Source organism: Shewanella psychrotolerans (genome assembly GCF_019457595.1).
GTDB classification, from domain to species: domain Bacteria; phylum Pseudomonadota; class Gammaproteobacteria; order Enterobacterales; family Shewanellaceae; genus Shewanella; species Shewanella psychrotolerans.
Genome location: NZ_CP080419.1, coordinates 1,835,926 through 1,854,678, shown reverse-complemented (window position 1 = coordinate 1,854,678; position 18,753 = coordinate 1,835,926). Strand labels below are relative to the sequence as shown.

The 18,753-nt window shown below is 43.8% G+C and carries 18 protein-coding genes; 2 read left to right on the top strand and 16 right to left on the bottom strand.

From position 1 onward, the window contains the following. Positions 1-7: 7 nt before the first annotated feature. Positions 8-502 (bottom strand): AAA family ATPase, encoded by a 495-nt coding sequence (locus K0I62_RS08255; protein WP_220070979.1) that lies wholly within the window; start codon positions 500-502, stop codon positions 8-10. Continuing rightward, positions 503-1,249: a Sir2 family NAD+-dependent deacetylase gene (cobB, locus tag K0I62_RS08250; RefSeq protein ID WP_220070978.1), complete on the bottom strand. Its 747-nt coding sequence runs from the start codon at positions 1,247-1,249 to the stop codon at positions 503-505. 312 nt (positions 1,250-1,561) lie between these two features. Here cobB and fur point away from each other — a divergent pair, with 312 nt between their 5' ends. Continuing rightward, positions 1,562-1,993, top strand: a complete 432-nt coding sequence (fur, locus tag K0I62_RS08245) for a ferric iron uptake transcriptional regulator (RefSeq protein ID WP_220070977.1) — start codon at positions 1,562-1,564, stop codon at positions 1,991-1,993. Between the two features lie 46 nt (positions 1,994-2,039). On the opposite strand, the gene K0I62_RS08240 is transcribed toward fur, so the two are convergent. Then, entirely contained in the window at positions 2,040-2,540 is a 501-nt protein-coding gene (locus tag K0I62_RS08240) for a GNAT family N-acetyltransferase (protein ID WP_220070976.1), read from the bottom strand. A gap of 151 nt (positions 2,541-2,691) precedes the next feature. Here K0I62_RS08240 and K0I62_RS08235 point away from each other — a divergent pair, with 151 nt between their 5' ends. Continuing rightward, on the top strand, positions 2,692-4,341 hold the full coding sequence (locus K0I62_RS08235) for an FMN-binding glutamate synthase family protein (protein ID WP_220070975.1): 1,650 nt from the start codon (positions 2,692-2,694) through the stop codon (positions 4,339-4,341). A gap of 151 nt (positions 4,342-4,492) precedes the next feature. Here the strand turns inward: K0I62_RS08235 and K0I62_RS08230 are convergent, their stop codons facing one another. The 13 genes from K0I62_RS08230 to K0I62_RS08170 form a co-directional block, all read right to left on the bottom strand. After that, a complete protein-coding gene (locus K0I62_RS08230; protein WP_220070974.1) occupies positions 4,493-5,797 on the bottom strand; it encodes an inosine/guanosine kinase in 1,305 nt (434 codons plus the stop codon). Positions 5,798-5,995: 198 nt separating this feature from the next. Beyond that, entirely contained in the window at positions 5,996-7,000 is a 1,005-nt protein-coding gene (gene hemH, locus K0I62_RS08225; RefSeq protein ID WP_434086842.1) for a ferrochelatase, read from the bottom strand. Between the two features lie 172 nt (positions 7,001-7,172). Continuing rightward, on the bottom strand, positions 7,173-7,817 hold the full coding sequence (adk, locus tag K0I62_RS08220) for an adenylate kinase (protein WP_220070973.1): 645 nt from the start codon (positions 7,815-7,817) through the stop codon (positions 7,173-7,175). A 197-nt stretch (positions 7,818-8,014) separates the two neighbouring features. Next, positions 8,015-8,860 (bottom strand): co-chaperone YbbN, encoded by an 846-nt coding sequence (locus K0I62_RS08215; RefSeq protein WP_220070972.1) that lies wholly within the window; start codon positions 8,858-8,860, stop codon positions 8,015-8,017. A gap of 61 nt (positions 8,861-8,921) precedes the next feature. Then, positions 8,922-10,841 carry a molecular chaperone HtpG gene (gene htpG / locus K0I62_RS08210; protein WP_220070971.1) on the bottom strand — a complete coding sequence of 640 codons (1,920 nt, stop codon included), beginning with the start codon at positions 10,839-10,841 and terminating at the stop codon, positions 8,922-8,924. Between the two features lie 172 nt (positions 10,842-11,013). Then, positions 11,014-11,613, bottom strand: coding sequence for a recombination mediator RecR (gene recR, locus K0I62_RS08205; RefSeq protein ID WP_220070970.1), 600 nt, complete (start codon positions 11,611-11,613; stop codon positions 11,014-11,016). 2 nt (positions 11,614-11,615) lie between these two features. After that, on the bottom strand, positions 11,616-11,945 hold the full coding sequence (locus tag K0I62_RS08200) for a YbaB/EbfC family nucleoid-associated protein (protein ID WP_069672062.1): 330 nt from the start codon (positions 11,943-11,945) through the stop codon (positions 11,616-11,618). A 115-nt stretch (positions 11,946-12,060) separates the two neighbouring features. Then, entirely contained in the window at positions 12,061-14,763 is a 2,703-nt protein-coding gene (gene dnaX / locus K0I62_RS08195) for a DNA polymerase III subunit gamma/tau (protein ID WP_220070969.1), read from the bottom strand. Positions 14,764-15,023: 260 nt separating this feature from the next. Beyond that, positions 15,024-15,578, bottom strand: a complete 555-nt coding sequence (gene apt, locus K0I62_RS08190) for an adenine phosphoribosyltransferase (RefSeq protein WP_220071317.1) — start codon at positions 15,576-15,578, stop codon at positions 15,024-15,026. 185 nt (positions 15,579-15,763) lie between these two features. Continuing rightward, positions 15,764-16,132, bottom strand: coding sequence for a YbaN family protein (locus K0I62_RS08185; RefSeq protein ID WP_220070968.1), 369 nt, complete (start codon positions 16,130-16,132; stop codon positions 15,764-15,766). A 302-nt stretch (positions 16,133-16,434) separates the two neighbouring features. Further along, a complete protein-coding gene (locus K0I62_RS08180) occupies positions 16,435-17,178 on the bottom strand; it encodes an HvfC family RiPP maturation protein (protein WP_220070967.1) in 744 nt (247 codons plus the stop codon). Continuing rightward, positions 17,179-18,015, bottom strand: a complete 837-nt coding sequence (locus K0I62_RS08175; RefSeq protein WP_220070966.1) for an HvfB family MNIO-type RiPP peptide maturase — start codon at positions 18,013-18,015, stop codon at positions 17,179-17,181. Positions 18,016-18,097: 82 nt separating this feature from the next. After that, positions 18,098-18,538, bottom strand: a complete 441-nt coding sequence (locus tag K0I62_RS08170) for an HvfA family oxazolone/thioamide-modified RiPP metallophore (protein ID WP_220070965.1) — start codon at positions 18,536-18,538, stop codon at positions 18,098-18,100. Positions 18,539-18,753: the final 215 nt, after the last annotated feature.

Genomic DNA, 18,753 nt, shown 5'->3' with positions numbered 1-18,753 from the left:
CTCCTCGCTAGAATGGTTCAAACTTAGTCGCCATCGATTGAATATGATGTAACGAGACCCCATGTTGATTTCGCTGGGCACAGAGTTGTTGATGTGCGTCATCAAGCGGGTCACCGATTAACACTTCACGTACTTGGTAACCTAAGGCTTTTGCTGCCGCGTCGTAGGTCATAAACTCCCACCGAGCCATATTGGTATTGTCGCAAATAACAATTGGCTCACCTCTGCTCAGCGCATGAATAAATGCGGTCAAATTACGTTGATGGTATTCACTCAACCGATTCACATTAAATCGATATTTACCATCAATATAAAACAATTTATCCGTGGAAAAATAACCACGTTGCCTAATACCATTAGCAATATCGATCGGCTGCGCGTTAATAAACTGCTCTACCCAGTAACTCTTACCGCTTCCGGGTAAGCCACGCATAATAATGGCCAGTTTAGTTTGACAAGATGACCAACCGCTCGATGTTAATGGATCTGTATTTAGTTCCATTTACTTTGCCGCTGTAGCGCTATCAGCAGTATCACCTACCACCTGACCACGTAAAATATCATCAACTAGGTTAGGTAAAATCTCACTTGCCTTACCTTGAAGGTGATATTGAAATTGACTGTGCCTATCGGCTGGCATCAAATTAACCTCAACGGTTTGCGCGCCATGATGATTAGCGGTATCAACAAAACCTGCTGCAGGATAAACCGAGCCCGATGTGCCGATAGCGATAAATAGATCGCAGGTATCTAACGCATGTTGAATACGATCTAACCCTATTGGCATCTCTCCAAACCAAACCACATGGGGTCGTAAACGCTGAGCGGGAATACAACAAGTACAGGTATGATTGACACCAAAATGATCGGTCAATAGGAAGGTTTGCTGCGATCGTGGACAGCGGCCTTTGGTCAATTCGCCGTGCATATGTAACAAGCGACGTGAACCCGCTCTTTCATGGAGGTCATCAATATTTTGTGTTACAACCAGCAGCTGCCCATCAAACTCATGTTCGAGCCTAGCCAGTGCAATATGGGCGGCATTAGGCTCAACATGCCCATCATGTAATTGCTGCCATCTTTCGTTATAGAAACGTTCAACCATTTCAGGATCACGTTGATAGCCTTCGGGCGTCGCCACATCTTCTATTTTATGCTCTTCCCAAAGTCCATCCTGATCCCTAAAGGTTCTCAATCCTGATTCGGCAGAGATCCCGGCTCCAGTTAACACCACAATCTGTTGATACATCGACATTCCCTTCTTATTGTTCTATTGGCTTAGGTTAATGATGACCTTAAACAAAGCTGGTTCAAGTTTAGCCTGCCAGATTTTAGCGCCCTAGAATATTGGGCGTTAGTATAAATAACACTACAAAAAGTATGTGAAAAATGCAGTATTTATCGCACAGATAGCGATAATTTCAGCCAAATTATTACTTGAAGGAACAATATACAAGATCAAAGGTTTAAGTTTTTAAATTCAGCCCCTATAATGGTTCCCAATATCAACAACTGAACCTCTATTGGCTTTGCTAATGGTTCTGCAATCAAGAGATTAATAATGACAGATGGAAATCAAGCGCTAAAGAAAGCGGGATTAAAGGTCACTTTACCACGAGTCAAGATCCTCGAGCTGATGCAGGGACCCGAAAACCAACATATCAGTGCAGAAGACCTATACAAGAAGCTGCTCGATATTGGTGAAGAGATTGGGTTAGCAACCGTTTACCGCGTATTGAACCAATTTGATGACGCAGGCATTGTTAGCCGCCATCACTTTGAAAGTGGCAAAGCTGTTTTCGAACTTTCATCACAGCATCATCACGATCATTTGGTATGCCTATCTTGCGGTAAAGTCATTGAGTTCTCAGATGATGTTATCGAACGCCGTCAAGATGAAATTGCGATGAAGTACAATATCAAACTCACAAATCACAGTTTGTACCTTTATGGTGTTTGCACTAATGACGAGTGCGATCACGGTGATGAGTAAGGTTAGTAAACCAATGAAAACCAGCTTTTAAGCTGGTTTTTTTATGTTACAAACATTTATGGAACACATTAACTTTGTGCCCCATAAACTTATCTCGACTACGCAGCTTCATTCCAACCTTACGCGCTACACCTTCTGAGCCTTTATTACCCAGTAAAATCAATGCGATTGCCTGCTGAATATCATAATCTTTAAAATGCGCTAAGGCGGCAAGTCCCGCTTCACTCCCGATGCCCTTTCCCCAATACTCAGGAAGGTAGCGATAACCTAGCTCAACCTCATTAAACTCTTTTATAAATGTGGGCCCACAAAAGCCGATCACTTTACCATCAGATTTGTGTTCTACTGCCCAGCGACCGTATCCACGCTCTTGATAACTTTTTAACACAACATTTTCAAATATCTGCTGCGCCTGAGATAGACAGGTCATTGGCTCGCCTGGAATATAGGTAAGGACTTCAGGAATACTGTTTAATAGAAAGATGACCTCTATATCTTTAGCCTCGAAATGGCGCAGTATAAGTCTGTCTGTTTGTGCAATGATCACAACGAACTCCTTTTTGTCCTTACTGTATTGAACTATCTAATATACCGACAATTTGGTTAATTAAGAAAGTATTAAACCTGATTGCTAAAATACTGACTATGTCGTTCAATAAGGAAACTTGTGGATAATGTAAGCAAAAGGAATGCTTTATATGACTATCATGCAAAAGGTTTTTTGGCTTGTCGCCACCTTAGGCAACCTAGCAGCGCTCTATCTCTTTACTCAAATCGGAGGCTGGACCAGTACACTGCTATTAAGCACTACACTGCTTTACACTATTGTCGGTAGCTACGATATCTATTTTAGCCCTCATACGTTGAACCGACTTTATCCCGTTGTTGCTTATCTAAGGTATTTTCTTGAGTCGTACCGAATAGAGATCCAACAGTATTTCATCGCCAGCGATACCGAAGAAGCGCCCTTTAACCGCGAGCAACGCTCCTTGGTCTACCAACGCGCTAAAAATGTTCGCGATACCATTGCATTTGGTACTCAACATGATCTACTTGAAGAAAACTACCAAAGCCTTTGGCACTCATTATCACCCAAGCATATAGAAGATCAGGCTAAACGCGTACGCATTGGCGGCCCAGATTGCAGTCAACCCTATGATGCATCCTATTTTAATATCTCAGCCATGAGTTTTGGGTCGTTAAGTGCCAACGCTATCGAGGCCCTCAATCTCGGCGCAAAAAAAGCAGCTTGTTACCATAACACTGGCGAAGGTGGTGCTAGCCCTTATCACCTAAAACATGGAGGTGATCTTGTTTGGCAAATCGGCTCAGGCCTATTTGGTTGCCGAGATGATGACGGTAACTTCAATCCAAACAGTTTTGAAAAAATGGCGAAACGGCCACAAATAAAGATGATCGAGATAAAGCTAAGCCAAGGGGCTAAACCAGGTCATGGCGGTGTACTACCCAAGGCAAAAATCACTCCCGAAATCGCGATGATCCGTCATATTTCAATGGAGAAAGATTGCGTTTCACCAGCAGTAAACCCTGAATGTACCACCCCTATAGCACTACTAAACTTTGTCAAAACACTACGCGAATTAAGTGGTGGTAAACCTGTTGGCTTCAAGTTATGTATTGGGAATCCCGCTGAATTTTTAGCGATATGTAAAGCCATGTTAAAAACCGGAATAACCCCTGACTTTATCACCATAGATGGCGCCGAAGGTGGCACTGGTGCAGCCCCCGTTGAGTTCACAAATCGCTTAGGCATGATGTGCCTCGAAGGCGTATATTTCGTCAACAATGCCTTAATTGGTGTTGGGCTAAGGCATAAAATCACGCTTATCTCCTCGGGTAAAACCGCGTCGAGCTTTGATCTACTGACAAAGATCGCCATGGGAGCCGATATCGTTAATGCTGCGCGTACTATGATGCTGGCACTGGGTTGTATTCAGTCACGAAACTGCAATACCAACATGTGCCCCACCGGCATTGCCACCCAAGATCCTGCTCGTTCTAAGGCATTAGAAGTTGAACTCAAAAGTGAGCGAGTCAAAAACTTCCATCATCATACCCTAAGAATGTTTTATGAATTGGTCGGCAGTATGGGATTGGACAATCCAAACAAACTCAAGCCAGGGATGATAAAGAGACGCTCCCCTTACGGACTACTGATCTCCACAGGAAGCTTAGTCGCACCGCTAGAACCCAATGCCATAATAGAGGAAAAGGTAAATGATACAGCATGGTCATCTTGGTGGCAGCAGTGTAAGGCCGAAGAGTTCTATTGCGAAGATACCTATATTTTGACGCCCGCCGAATTCGGGCTTAACAGAAAACCGTAACAATTTATCGTTACAGCTGCAAAAGAGAAGGCTTCCTCTGAAGGCCTTCTCTTTTTTTCGGCAGGTATTTTAAAGCACATTAAAACACAGATGTTCGTACTCTTATTGTCAAAGCACTAACACCTCTCAAGATACTCACATTGGCAACGTATTAACGTTCCCAATACGCTTCTTCTAAACTATCTTCACGCTCAGGTAATCCGCGCGATAGTCTAGGGCTATGCTGCGCCAACACTTCATAAGCGACTCGGTTAGCATATTTACAAATTTGAGAGAATGATGAATAACACAAACCATCGCGTTTGTGTTTACTCGACCCAGGTACATTTGCTTTGTGATACGTATTCGAGGCTAAATCATGCAGCAAGGCCGCCAATGCGCCATCTCCAGCGCCATTAGTATTGCGAATGATCTCTGGGCCGCCCATATAGGGCGAGATATGCGCCATGACTTTAATCGGTGTTTCGCAATCGCTCTTTAATTTCGGTCTTGAAAACTCATAACGATTAAACTCAGGAATGGCACCAGGTAAAAGCGTATGCGTGGTTTCACGCTTCTCTGAATCCTCGGTATAACCCGCCATATAAAGGCCTAATGGCCCTGCAGTAGTGAGCACTAAATCACACCAATCTAACGCCGCATCACTGGCACTTAAAGGATCACGAAAACCCGTTAATGCCTCGCCTTCATCCTCGTTCATAGCCAAAATGGTTACGTTATTTCTAATGAAATTAATCCACCATTGTGGATCTTCCTCAATAAGGAAACGGGTACCTAGGGTCAGCACGACCGGAACGTCAGCCTCTTTGGCATACTCAATCGCTTTTAAGGCAGCATCGGTAATTTGATCACCACCGCTAGCACGCATTAAATAAGCGGTTAACACTAATGCAGATGAGTCTTGTACAATCTTTTTATCAATAAATTCAGGTGTCAATTTATCCATCGACCCTTTACTGATCGCAAACGTACGCTCACCACATTCTGAAATTAATGTAAAACAACGACCAATTGGACCATCAACAGGTTGCAAGTAATTCAAATCGACTTTTGATGATGTATTACAGAGATAACGATATGCATAGCTACCGACTTCAATATTCTTGCTCATCACGCCAAATAAGACCGAGCGATCATCAGCCAATACTGAGTAATTGTGAACCGTGTTACCTATAGTGCCGCCAGCAAACTCATCGCTAATCATATTTGATTGCTTAAGCTCGTTATACAATTGATGCGCTTTAACATCATCAATTAATGTCGAATTTCCCTTAGGTAACTCATAACGGCTAAGTAGCTCGTCTTCGACTTTAGCTTCGATGTCGACCAATGTTTGATCTATGCCACTCACATGGGTAGATATATGTTGTGGCTGCAGGGTTAGCTGTGCCAATAATGGATCACGATTTTTAACTGGAAAGTAATGCTTTGATTTACGTTGACCAGGAAACTTCATACCGAACTCACTCTTATCGCATCCATGCAAAAATCAAATTGAAATAAACAGTGAACTAGACCCCCTTAGCCCACTATCTACCGAGCTGCGTCGATAAAAACTGACGTCAGCACCCAAACCTTACTAAAATGGCGGCAGATCCTACCACATAAAATAGCACTAGGCAGTGATTAATGCGTTAGCGATAGCAATGAATGACTAAGAATTCAACCAATGGCCAGCTTGTTCTGAAACCAATTGCGACAACAGCAGAATTTGAGTCTCATCATCATTTAAACAAGGAACAAAACGATAATCTTCTCCACCAGCCTCAATAAAGCTCTCTTTGCCGCCAATCGCGATCTCTTCTAGAGTTTCTAAACAGTCCACCGCAAAAGCGGGGCACATGATATCGACAGAACGAACGCCTTGGCCAGGAAGTGATTCTAGTAGTGCGTCAGTAGCCGGCGTCAACCACTCCTCTTTACCAAATTTTGATTGAAAACACAGCCGCCATTGGCAGTCATCTAAACCCAACTCTGTGGCCAGTAACTTGGCAGTTGTTTCACATTGTTGCTGATAAGGGTCGCCTTCGGTGACATATCGCAATGGCACACCATGAAATGACATCAATAAACACTGGCTACGGCCATGGGCTTGCCAGTGACGGCGAACAGAGTTCGCTAACGCCAAAATATAGCTCGGATGCTGGTAATACTCTTTGCTGAAGCGAGTTTCAGGATAATCACGGCGACCTGAATATACCTTGGCAATGGCATCAAATACTGGTGCTACCGTTGAACAAGAATATTGAGGATATAAGGGCAACACCACAACCCGCTCGACACCTTGTGCTAACAGTTTATCGATTCCAGTTTCTAGTGAAGGATTGCCATAACTCATTCCTAACTCAACAGGAATGCTTTTGCCATGCTGCTCTAACAACAATGCTGCTAACGCATTTCGCTGCCGTTCACTGATCACCATCAGTGGTGATCCTTGCTCCCACCAAATGGATTGATATAACTTAGCAACGGCTTTAGGGCGAGTGTTAAGAATGATACCGTTTAGGATAGGCTTCCAAATCAAAGGATTAAGATCGACAACCCGAGGGTCGCTTAGAAACTGTTTTAGAAACTGTTTAACATCTTTAGGCGTTGGTGTATCTGGGGTACCCAGGTTAACTAACAATACGCCTATTTTGGCTGAAACGCTTGGTGAGATTGAGCTCAAGTGATTTTCTACCCATAAAGCTAACACGATGATTGCCGTAGGCTAGCACCACATTTGGCATAAAAAAAGCCCACCTAAGTGGGCTTTTTTAAATATGAGAAGCAGCTCATATGATTAGTAGCTCATATACCGATTACTATTAATTACTATTAACTAATAGCAGTTAACCGATAGCTTTTACAATCGCTTCGCTAACTGCAGCAACACTTTGAGTGCCATCAAACTTATTGTAAGTCATGTCACCTTTGGCTGCTGCGTTACCATAGTACTCAACTAGTGGCTTAGTTTGCTCATGATAAATACCTAAGCGCTTACGGACAGTGCTCTCTTCGTCATCAGGACGGATCGCTAAGTCTTCACCTGTGACGTCATCTTTGCCTTCCACTTTAGGTGGATTAAACACAACATGATAAACACGACCAGAACCAGGATGAACACGACGACCGCTCATACGCTTAACGATCTCTTCATCTGGCACATCAATTTCAATCACGTGATCAATTTCAATACCGCTAGACGCCATTGCATCAGCCTGAGGAATGGTACGTGGGAAACCATCAAGCAAGAAACCTTTTGCACAGTCATCTTGAGCAACACGCTCTTTAACTAAGCCAATAATCAGCTCATCAGAAACCAACTGTCCCGCATCCATCACTTTCTTTGCTTCTAGGCCAAGAGGCGTTCCAGCTTTAACGGCAGCACGAAGCATGTCGCCAGTAGAGATTTGTGGCACACCATATTTTTCCATGATGAATTGGGCCTGAGTACCTTTACCGGCACCTGGGGCACCTAATAGCATAATGCGCATCTGAGAGTCCTCTTATTTCGCATAATTTAGATTATTATTTTTTATCATTGGGCGGCGATCTTCGCACAAATGGCCGCCCTTTTGAAGTGTAGATAACGCAGTTTTCGTTCGACTTTAGGCTTATGCAGTTTAATAAACCAAAGAATAACCCTAAAGGTAGAGAAATAAACTCAAGTCGAGCGTAAATATAGATATTATCAGTACAGCAAGCTATATAACTTACGGCGGTATTGATTGGCAACAGGATTACCTTGGCCCATTGCAGTCAATATTTCCATAAAGAGCAGCTTTACTTCACCGTTATGGGCGGCAATATCGGAATGTAGAACCCCATAGAGCTTTTCCAGCGCTTCTTCATCTCGCTTAGCCGCATTAAGGGCTTTGGCCAACGAAAGAAGCAGAGTTAAATCTTGAGGATTGGCTTCAACAGACTCCAGCAAGCTTCTTATTTCTGGCGTATCTGCTGCGTCAAGCGCAAGGGATAATTTCGCCTTCAGACTCTGGTAGTAGCTATCCTGATCGGCAAGGCCGATTCCATCTAATAGCACTTTGGCTTGATTCACATTACCTAATAGTAACAGCGCATCGGCATAAACGAGCGCGACTTCCGCATGCTGAGCAGCTTGATATGCTTCAACCAGTATAGGTAACGCTTGCTCAGCGTTATTCTCAGCCAGCAAAGCCTTAGCACTGTCTAATTGCATTCGCCAAACTTTAGGTAAGTGCTTATCAAACAGGGCTTCTATTTGTGCTTGTTCTTGCACACCAGCAAATCCATCTATCGGTTTACCTTCACTGAGCACTAATGTCGTTGGTAAGCTCTGGATCTGAAAATAGTTCGCAATCTCCATTTCAGCATCGCAGTTAACCTTAGCAAGAACAAATCGCCCTGCATTCATCGCAGCCATCTGCTCTAGCGTCTGCACTAATGCCATACTTTCAGGGCTTTGTTGGCTCCAAAACGTCAACACAACCACTTGTTGCATCGAGGCATCAACAACTTGCTGTATGTTCTCTTTGGTTAAATCCAGTACAGTTTCCATAGTGTCCCTTAGGATAAATAGCATAAGAGGCAGTTAAACTGCCTCTTAATTTATCGAATGATTACTTTATACCTGCAAGTAACATCTTATTCATCAACTTAATGAACGCTGATGGATCGGCCAAGCTACCTTTTTCAGACAGTTGAGCCTGTTGCAACAGTAGCTCTGCCCATTGACCAAACAACTCCTCGTCTTGCTCAGCATCTAAGCGTGACACCAAAGGATGCTCGGGGTTTAGCTCAAACACAGGTTTACTTTCTGGTACCGACTGCCCAGCAGCTTGCATCAGTTTAATCATCTGAGATGACATTTCACCTTCACCCGCTACAACACAGGCCGGCGTATCGGTTAAACGCGTGGTGACTTTAACTGCAGAAACCTTGTCGCCAAGCACATCTTTAACACGCTTCACTAATCCTTCAGATTCGGTTTCTAGCTTCTCTTGCGCTTCTTTTTCACCAGCGTCTTCAAGTTCACCTAGCTCTAGATCGCCACGCGTCACTGAATGCAGCTGTTTACCGTCAAACTCAGTTAAGTGACTGATCAACCACTCATCGATTCGCTCAGACATCAGTAAGACTTCAATCTCTTTCTTACGAAGTAGTTCAAGGTGGGGGCTGTTTGCAGCCGCTTCATGGCTATCGGCAACAATGTAGTAAATCTTGTTTTGCCCCTCTTTCATACGCGAAACGTAATCGCTCAAAGAAACGCTATGCGCCGCTTCGTTGGTGTGGGTAGAGGCAAAGCGTAATAGACCAGCAATTTTCTCTTTGTTAGCAAAATCTTCTGCTGGACCTTCTTTTAGTACTTGGCCAAATTCAGCCCAGAAGCTTTGATACTTTTCAGGATCGTTCTTAGCAAGCTTCTCTAACATACCTAACACGCGCTTAGTCACCGCGGTACGAAGTGCTGTGGTGATCTTGTTATCTTGTAATATCTCGCGTGACACGTTGAGCGGTAGATCGTTTGAATCAATCAAGCCTTGGACGAAACGCAGATAACTTGGCATAAACTGCTCGGCATCATCCATAACGAATACGCGTTGTACAAATAGCTTTAAGCCATGCTTACGATCACGGTTCCACATATCCCATGGTGCCTTCGCTGGGATATAAAGCAAGCTCGTATACTCTTGCTTACCCTCTACGCGGTTATGGCTCCATAACAGTGGATCACTAAAATCATGAGAAATATGCTTATAGAACTCCTGGTATTCCTCATCGGTGACATCGCTCTTGTTACGGGTCCAAAGTGCGGTCGCCTTGTTCATCGCTTTCCAATAACCTTCGGTTGCAGGAATCGCTTCACCACCCTCTTCGCTCGCTTCTTGAGCTGGAGTACCTTCCTGCCACATCTCCACTGGAACTGAAATATGATCAGAGTATTTAGTAATGATAGAACGTAAACGGTAATCGTCGGCAAACTCTTTTTCATCATCACGAAGATGCAAAATAATTTCCGTACCGCGAGTCTCTTTTACAATGTTCTCAACGGTAAAATCACCTTCACCGGCTGATTCCCATTGCACCCCTTCATCAGCAGCATGACCTGCCGCACGAGTACGAACAGTCACTTTATCAGCAACAATAAATGAAGAGTAGAAACCAACACCAAATTGACCAATCAGCTGAGAATCTTTTGACTCATCACCCGATAAGTTTTTAAAGAACTCAGCGGTACCCGATTTAGCAATGGTACCTAAATGTTCGATGACACCGTCACGGGTCATACCAATACCATTATCTTCGATGGTAACAGTGCCTTTTTCTTTATCGGCACTGACGCGAACGCGCAGCTCACCGTCACCTTCATAAAGCTCATCTTTGGTCAATGCTTGATACCTAAGCTTATCAGCAGCATCGGCAGCGTTGGAGACCAATTCACGCAAGAAAATCTCTTTGTTTGAATACAAAGAGTGGATCATCAAATTTAGTAGTTGTTTGACTTCAGTTTGAAAGCCATGGGTTTCTTGTTGTGACATCGATTGTACCTTCCTATTTCACAAATAACGCTCTATGGTTTAAGAGATGGGGTTGGAATTTTACTTTTCAAGCGATAATTTCATTCTCTGTTTTATTTGCTCAAAAAAAATCCAGCGTACAAGACACTGGATTTTTAAATATAGAAAATCAAAATCTTAGACGAACGAGTCGCTACAAAGGCAAACGACCATTGAAAGATAAGGCTAATGTGGTGCTATCGACATACTCTAATTCACCACCGACAGGCACACCGTGAGCAATTCGGCTTACTTTTATCTCGCGTTGCTTTGCCAAATCAGCAATAAAATGAGCTGTAGCATCCCCCTCAACGGTCGGGTTAGTTGCCAAGATCAACTCACTTATTTCACCACTAGCAAGATGTTGCTCAAGCAAACTCAAGCCTAACTCCTCGGGCCCGACACCATCGAGCGGCGATAGGTGACCAAGCAGTACAAAATAACGCCCCGAAAAATGACCACCTGCTTCGATTGCTAAGACATCTGCCGGTGTTTCCACCACGCAGATGATCTCGGATTGACCACGGCGACTGCTGGCACAGATTGGACATAAAGTCTCTTCTGTAAACGTGCGGCACGCGCTGCAATGACCAACATCACTCATCGCACTCGCTAGAGATTGCGCCAATTTTTGACCCGCTTTACGATCACGCTCCAATAATTGAAACGCCATACGTTGCGCAGACTTAGGCCCAACGCCCGGCAAACAGCGCAAAGACTGGATCAACTCATCGACCAAGGGACTGAATTTCATATTTAGAATGGCATCTTCATTCCTGGAGGTAATTGCATACCACCAGTGACTTCAGCCATTTTCTCTTTTTGATTCTCTTCAACACGGCGCGCTGCATCATTGCAAGCTGCTGCGATAAGATCTTCAAGCATCTCTTTATCATCTTCCAGCAGGCTAGGATCGATATCAACCTTACGAACACTGTGAGAGCCTGTCATAGTCACTTTTACAAGGCCTGCGCCAGCTTCGCCAGTCACTTCCATACGTGCAATCTCTTCTTGCACTTTAGCCATCTTGTCTTGCATCATTTGGGCCTGTTTCATCAGGTTGCCCATACCGCCTTTTCCAAACATATCGAGCTCTCTTCAATATTAAAAACCGGCTAATCTTACTCAATTAGCGCCAATAAGCAATCAATGCTGATCACCATTCTAAAAACTTATGAACTAAATGCTTTATGCAGACAGTTTATGACTCGACTTGCTCAATAAAGTTCGACTTATCGATAAGTTCAATCACATGGCCGCGTTTACCGAGTAATTCAGGGGAATAACTTAAACTATCGGGATCCATCTCGACATTCATGGTTTGAGTTAACCAACGAATATTATCATCATTGATAAGGCCTTGATGGGCCTGCACTAATAACTCTTTGTGAAACCGTTGACGAACTTCTAATGGCGTCTCACGCCCTTGCTCAACGCCAACCGAAAATACGACCTGACATGGTGCTCCCAGCGCTTTGCCCAATGCTTCTTCAAGTTGCGCTACAGGCCCTGGAGACTCTAAATGCTTTTGATTGGGTTTTAACACCAAAGGCAAAGGATCGACAAACTGTCGACATACCGAATTAACCGCAAGCTGGCGTACACGTCCACCAATATCGAGGGCTGACATCAGTCGGTACCATTTTAAATCGGTACTATCCCCGGTCACTTCATGACTTATCACCTCAGAGTGCCACGATTCATCTCGCGCCGCAGATACTGACGTATCAACTGCTACGACATCGGTTGATGATGTCAGCTGCTGATATTCAATAGGCTCAGGCTCAGGCTCAGACTCAGTTTCATCAGCTTCAGTGACAGAGTCATTTCCGGCTTGAGGCGATACATTTTGCGGCAATTGGCCTTCATCAACATACTGTTCAGCCACTGGGGCTGTTTCTGCTGGTGCTTCCCAAGGCGGCCTATCATCAAGTGACTCAGCAGTTAGCGAGGTAACAGGATGGGATCCATCGCTATCATCTGCCGCTTCGCCACCTTGTGGTATTTGCTCTTGCGCTTGCGCGCTTTCGTTGTGCTTATTGTTTACATCAGTACTGCGCTTAGGCGGCACATAGGCCTGTCGTCCAACCTCAGGCTTTTTTGTGTCACTCTCCTTAGATGATGTTTCATCTAAGTCGGTTAACAAAAACTGACGAGCGGCGAGAACGGCATCGAGTAAGTCATCTTCAACTGGCACTGCTTCATCGGTAGCCACCTCAGTAGCACTATCAACTGTTGAAGATCCCGCTAACGCTTTAGCAGGTGAAACCGTTAAAGTCGTATTGGTATCTTCAGCCTGACTCGCAAGATAAGCCTCATAATCGCTGGGATCTTGTTCGTCAAGCTCTCCATCATAGATATAAACATCATCGGTCATGCTCTGTTCGAACATCCCCTGCTGAAAAAGATCGGCTTCCGCGGCATCTGATTGTGACACTTCAGGCTTGGATGAGGTTTTATTTTGTGTAGCGTCAATGCCAGTAGAATTTGAGTCTGCGGCAACGCTCGCATCACTGTCACTGTCACTGTCACTGTCAGCAACTTGATTCATGCCTTGGCTAGCCGCTTGACTTAAAATCAGTGCTTGCTCGGCAATGAGCGCATCGGTATCTGTGCTCTCTTCACTTTCTCCAACCTCATCAAGCTTGGTTGAATGTGGCACTGAAGCCTCAGCTTTTAGCTCAACCTCTGATGGCTGAGCAATCACAGCCGTCTTATTGTTTAACCCAGTATCATTGTCACTGACTGATTTACCTACACCGGCGTTAATTTCGGGTAAGGTAACGCCGCTACTAGGCTCACCTTGCCACTGCTTAATAGGCGCTTCGGGGACAAAAGCAACGGCTCGCAGCAGCGCCATCTCTAAACCCGATTTAGGATCTGGAGCATGTGGGAGATCTTTGCGCCCAGTTAATAACAGCTGATAATAAAGCTGTACTTGCTCTGGTCTAAGCTGAGACGCAAACGCTTTTATTTGCTCGGTATATTTAGACAACTGCGCCGCAGCTGGTGCAAATTGCGTGAGGGTTATTTGGTGTAACAGCTCCAATAAACTGCGCAGCACTTCAAATGGATCGGCGCCAAAAGAGAGCACTTCATCTGTAACTTGCATTAAATTGGCAACGTCACCGTCACACAAGGCGTTAAGCAGCACGATAACGTAATGCTCATCTATGGTACCGAGCATGGTTTGCACTTGAGATAAAGTCACTTGCCCCGCACCAAAGGCAATTGCTTGATCGGCAAGGCTCAGGGCATCACGCATACTGCCATTGGCAGCCTTAGCTAACAGTTTTATCGCGCCATCATCAAAAGAGATCGCCTCATGCCCCAGAATATTCGCTAACTGAAGACAAATCTCATCGAGGGTGAGACTTTTTAAGTTAAATTGCAAACAGCGAGATAATACCGTGACGGGCAATCGTTGCGGATCTGTCGTGGCCAAGAGAAATTTAACATGTTCAGGAGGCTCTTCTAACGTCTTGAGCAGCGCATTAAAACTGCTTCTTGAGAGCATATGCACTTCATCAATTAAGTAGACTTTAAAACGACCACGGGATGGACGATATTGCACATTATCGAGTAGTTCGCGGGTGTCGTCGACCTTAGTACGTGAAGCGGCATCCACCTCAATCAGATCAACAAACCGCCCCTGAGCAATCTCAACACAACTTGCACATTCACCGCAGGGAGAAGCGGTGATCCCTTGTTCACAATTAAGTCCTTTAGCAAATAAACGCGCAAGACTCGTCTTACCCACGCCTCGGGTGCCTGAAAACAGATAAGCATGATGTAAACGGTTTTGCATTAATGCATTCGTCAAAGCATGTAAAACATGAGACTGGCCTACAACTTGCTCAAACGTGGCAGGGCGCCATTTTCTGGCTAACACCTGGTATGACATGGAACTCCCCATCAGTGTCATCAATCAACAACGGAAATCGCATCCGACAATCAGCAAACAATAACATGCAAATGCATATCTCGCTAGCAAGGAGCCACCGAACAAAAGCTTATTTCTATCTATTGTCTTAATCTAGAGGTTTGTTTAATCAATATGGTAAAAAAGAAATAAAAATGATTAAAAATCAGACAGATAAAAACAAGAATGCTACGAACACCTAAGTGCAACGTAGCATTCTTAAAACAGGATAAAGGCTGGATTTACTCGCCTTCAAACTCACATAGGGTCACTAAGCTAAGCCCTAAATCAGTAAGACGTTTTTCACCACCTAACTCAGGCAGAGAGATCACAAATGCAGCGTGACTAACCTCGCCACCTAGCTTACGAATGAGTTTGACTGTGGCTTCAATCGTGCCGCCTGTCGCTAACAGATCATCGACGACAAGCACCTTATCATTTTCGTTAATGGCATCGGTATGGATCTCAAGCATGTCATGACCATACTCAAGCTCATAGCTCTCTGAAATCGTCTCACGTGGTAACTTACCAGGCTTACGAACAGGGACAAAGCCTAAACCAAGCTCTAATGCCAAAGGCGCACCAAAAAGGAAACCTCGCGCTTCAGTACCAACCACTTTAGTAAATCCAAGGTCTTTGTACTGCTCAACGAACATCTCTATTGTTGCTTGATAGGCATTGTGATCTTCCATCAGACTGGTAACGTCACGAAACATAATCCCTGGTTTTGGGTAATCAGGGATTGTTTTGATGCTCTCTTTGATCAAGGCTAACTTGTCTATATTCATTACTACCATCTTTTTCAATTAAGCCCACTTAAGGGATAAACTAACCTTTGGCCAGTTTTGACTAGAATTTTCGGCTAAAGCTTAAGGGTCTTTGCTAAGGGTTGCAACACCAAGTGTCATAAAGCATAAAGCCCTGTCACATTACGCAGCAATAACGCTTGCTGGCACCTGTGTTGCTAAATGTTGAGTGTTAATCAATCGTCAATCTCAGGTATTTGCCGTAGATAAAGTAATAACCCTGTCAGCATACAGACCAACATCACCTTCACCCACAGCAGTGGCACTATCATAATGCTGATAACAAAACTCAGCGTTGTTGCAATATAGGCCTTTTTTTTCAATCCTTTACGGATAGACCGTTTGCGTTCCCAATCTTGCAGCGCATCGGCAAACCAAGGGTGAGTCATCAACCAGTGATGTAGGCGATCGCTTGAACGTGCAAAACAAAAAGCCGCTAATAAAATAAAAGGCACGGTTGGCAATAGCGGTACAATTATCCCGATGAGGCCAAGACAAAGACTACATAGCCCTATCATCAGCAATATGCCGCGTTTTATCGCCATGAATTCCTCTCATAAAAAAACCACCCAAAAATGAGTGGTTAGTATACCTGAGTTAAAACTTGAGACTACAGCAGTTGCAGATGCTTTAACCAAGATAACGTTGCGGGTAACGTCGGTAGCATCATAACGAGCAAAAATCCAACAAAATAGACGATATTAAACGGGTCTTTAAACGGCTGACTCATGACTTCCTCACTCAGATTAGATTACTTTATTGATCTAGATCAATTTTTACGGCCATTATAGTGAGGTGTGTCTATGATAGAAAGCCCTATTTGCCAAAGAATTTACCAACGAAATGGTCAACGGTAGCCTTTTACTATTCCTTTACCGATCATCTCTACCAATAACTGACGAGCCCCGCTGATTAACACATGAGACTCAATTTGGGTAAATGTAGTGATAAGCCATTGAGATAGTTGTTCAAATTTTACCATTCTATTTTGTTCGATATACGCTAACACTTGCGCTGTTAACGGATTTAACTGTAAGAAACAAACTTCGTCTTGTTTATCACGGTAGATACAGAAAAAATTAGGTTGCTCACTCGCGGAACAGGGGCGATAGTCTGGGCTAATACGCTGTACATCAAAACAATATTGCGCCACCTTGGCACTCGCGCTAACACACAGCTTTGCTGTGTCTAAGTCACTTTCATCAATTTGATAATGCAACGGATTATCTCGCTCGGTCGCCACAAGCAGTTCTAACCATTCATAGTGTGCTAACTCCAACATAAAGGCATCATCAACTTCTGTCGGTTGATATTCATGTTGCAAAAAAACCAAAAACTCTCCGGCTATCTCAATAAAAATGGGGGTTTTACAATCATGATTGGCAAAAAACTGCTGTACTAGCGCTTCCCATTGTTGCTCTTCATATAAAGAACACAGCACTGGAAATGCATTAGACACGAACCCTTTGATATTATTAAAAAACAGCTCGCGATAGATTTTCATTCTGCGGGTATCTGTGCCAAGGGGAATTGGCATTGATGGATCGCGAATGTGATCGATAAATGATTGTTGCACCGCAGTAAAACTCATCTAAGCACTCCTATGAATAGGTGACAACGCTTGCGCCTGATAGTCATGGATCTGATTAATTTCTTGTAGCAGTAACTGAGTTTCGGGAATATTAAAATCACGTTCCAGTAGCGTTGGGAACACCCCATGGTGTGCATAGCAGTGTTCGAGCAATTGCCACACTGGATCGATAATATCACTACCATGGGTATCGACCATCAAATCGGCAGCCTCTTCATAATGTCCAGCAATATGCAGATAAGCGATTCGCTCTGTCGGCATAGCCTTTAAAAACTCAAGCGCATCATATTGATGATTAATCGAATTGACATAAATATTATTCACATCGAGCAACAGCTTACAATTAGCTTCATTGAGGACTGCTTGGACAAATTCACACTCAGTCATCTCGCTACCCGGCGCGGTATAAAAAGAGACATTTTCTAAAATAAACGGACGCTCCAATATCTCCTCAACCCGCTTAATCCGTTTAGCCACATGCATAACTGCATCGTCAGTAAAGGGGATTGGCATTAAGTCATAAAGATGCCCGCCAGCGGAGCAATAGCTCAAATGTTCTGAATAAATATCAATACTGTGAAGATCAAGAAAATGTTTAATCTGCTTAACAAAACCAATGTCGAGTTCACTAGGACTACCAATCGACAAAGAAAGACCATGACAAAAGAAACGGTGATTTTCGGTTAATTGCCTAAATTGACGCCCGAACTTACCGCCAAGTGTCATCCAGTTTTCAGGAGCGACCTCAAAAAAGTCGATGGCATTAGGCACCGAGTGACAAAACTCATCCAACATCTCTCGCCTGAGCCCTAAACCGACCTTTGCATCTCTAACCATAAAAACCTCTACCACTTAAACAGATTAGGCCAGTAGTTTACTGGCCTAAAAGATTAACGCTCATGATTAACCAATGGATCTATTATTTATTGCCGCCACACTTACCTTCTTTGCCTTTTTTCATGTTTTCTTCACTTTTCCCCTTTTGTTCCCTCATCATCTTCTCACCGCATTTGCCTTCACCACACTTTCCCTCTTTCATGGCTTTCTTTTCTGCGCCGCATTTGCCTTCACCGCACTTACCTTCTTTCATGGCTTTCTTTGCTGCACCGCATTTGCCTTCACCGCACTTACCTTCTTTCATGGCTTTCTTTTCTGCGCCGCATTTAGCTTCTTTGGCGGCTTTTTTCATATTCTCGCCACATTTACCTTCACCACACTTACCTTCACCATCAACAATTTGGTAACCGGCTTGCATTTCACTATAACCAAATGGATTTGCTTGTGCTTCTACCGCGAAGGCGCTTCCAACACAAACGGTACCTAACGCAACAGCCACTGCAGTATTTTTTACTAATTTCATAATAGCTTCCTTTAATGATCAATTTGTATGCAACTGGTTGCCAACATTGCATAGTTTGCTGGCTCGGTTAATATGACCCGATAGCGATCTATTTTATTTCAAAAAACTTATCATACATCACATTTATGATACATATTTCATGATAGAGCAACATGATTCATCGAAATCAACGCTCAGTGATTAATTTTTGCCAGCAGATGTTCGCTTTAATTTTG

Bases quoted from the DNA above. Each gene is read 5' to 3' on its own strand.
- cobB (WP_220070978.1), bottom strand. From the start codon at position 1,249: ATGTATCAACAGATTGTGGTGTTAACTGGAGCCGGGATCTCTGCCGAA.
- K0I62_RS08215 (WP_220070972.1), bottom strand. From the start codon at position 8,860: ATGGAAACTGTACTGGATTTAACCAAAGAGAACATACAGCAAGTTGTT.
- K0I62_RS08180 (WP_220070967.1), bottom strand. From the start codon at position 17,178: ATGAGTTTTACTGCGGTGCAACAATCATTTATCGATCACATTCGCGAT.
- K0I62_RS08235 (WP_220070975.1), top strand. From the start codon at position 2,692: ATGACTATCATGCAAAAGGTTTTTTGGCTTGTCGCCACCTTAGGCAAC.
- htpG (WP_220070971.1), bottom strand. From the start codon at position 10,841: ATGTCACAACAAGAAACCCATGGCTTTCAAACTGAAGTCAAACAACTA.
- K0I62_RS08255 (WP_220070979.1), bottom strand. From the start codon at position 502: ATGGAACTAAATACAGATCCATTAACATCGAGCGGTTGGTCATCTTGT.
- K0I62_RS08200 (WP_069672062.1), bottom strand. From the start codon at position 11,945: ATGTTTGGAAAAGGCGGTATGGGCAACCTGATGAAACAGGCCCAAATG.
- recR (WP_220070970.1), bottom strand. From the start codon at position 11,613: ATGAAATTCAGTCCCTTGGTCGATGAGTTGATCCAGTCTTTGCGCTGT.
- K0I62_RS08185 (WP_220070968.1), bottom strand. From the start codon at position 16,132: ATGGCGATAAAACGCGGCATATTGCTGATGATAGGGCTATGTAGTCTT.
- fur (WP_220070977.1), top strand. From the start codon at position 1,562: ATGACAGATGGAAATCAAGCGCTAAAGAAAGCGGGATTAAAGGTCACT.
- K0I62_RS08230 (WP_220070974.1), bottom strand. From the start codon at position 5,797: ATGAAGTTTCCTGGTCAACGTAAATCAAAGCATTACTTTCCAGTTAAA.
- adk (WP_220070973.1), bottom strand. From the start codon at position 7,817: ATGCGCATTATGCTATTAGGTGCCCCAGGTGCCGGTAAAGGTACTCAG.
- K0I62_RS08170 (WP_220070965.1), bottom strand. From the start codon at position 18,538: ATGAAATTAGTAAAAAATACTGCAGTGGCTGTTGCGTTAGGTACCGTT.
- dnaX (WP_220070969.1), bottom strand. From the start codon at position 14,763: ATGTCATACCAGGTGTTAGCCAGAAAATGGCGCCCTGCCACGTTTGAG.
- K0I62_RS08175 (WP_220070966.1), bottom strand. From the start codon at position 18,015: ATGGTTAGAGATGCAAAGGTCGGTTTAGGGCTCAGGCGAGAGATGTTG.
- apt (WP_220071317.1), bottom strand. From the start codon at position 15,578: ATGGTAGTAATGAATATAGACAAGTTAGCCTTGATCAAAGAGAGCATC.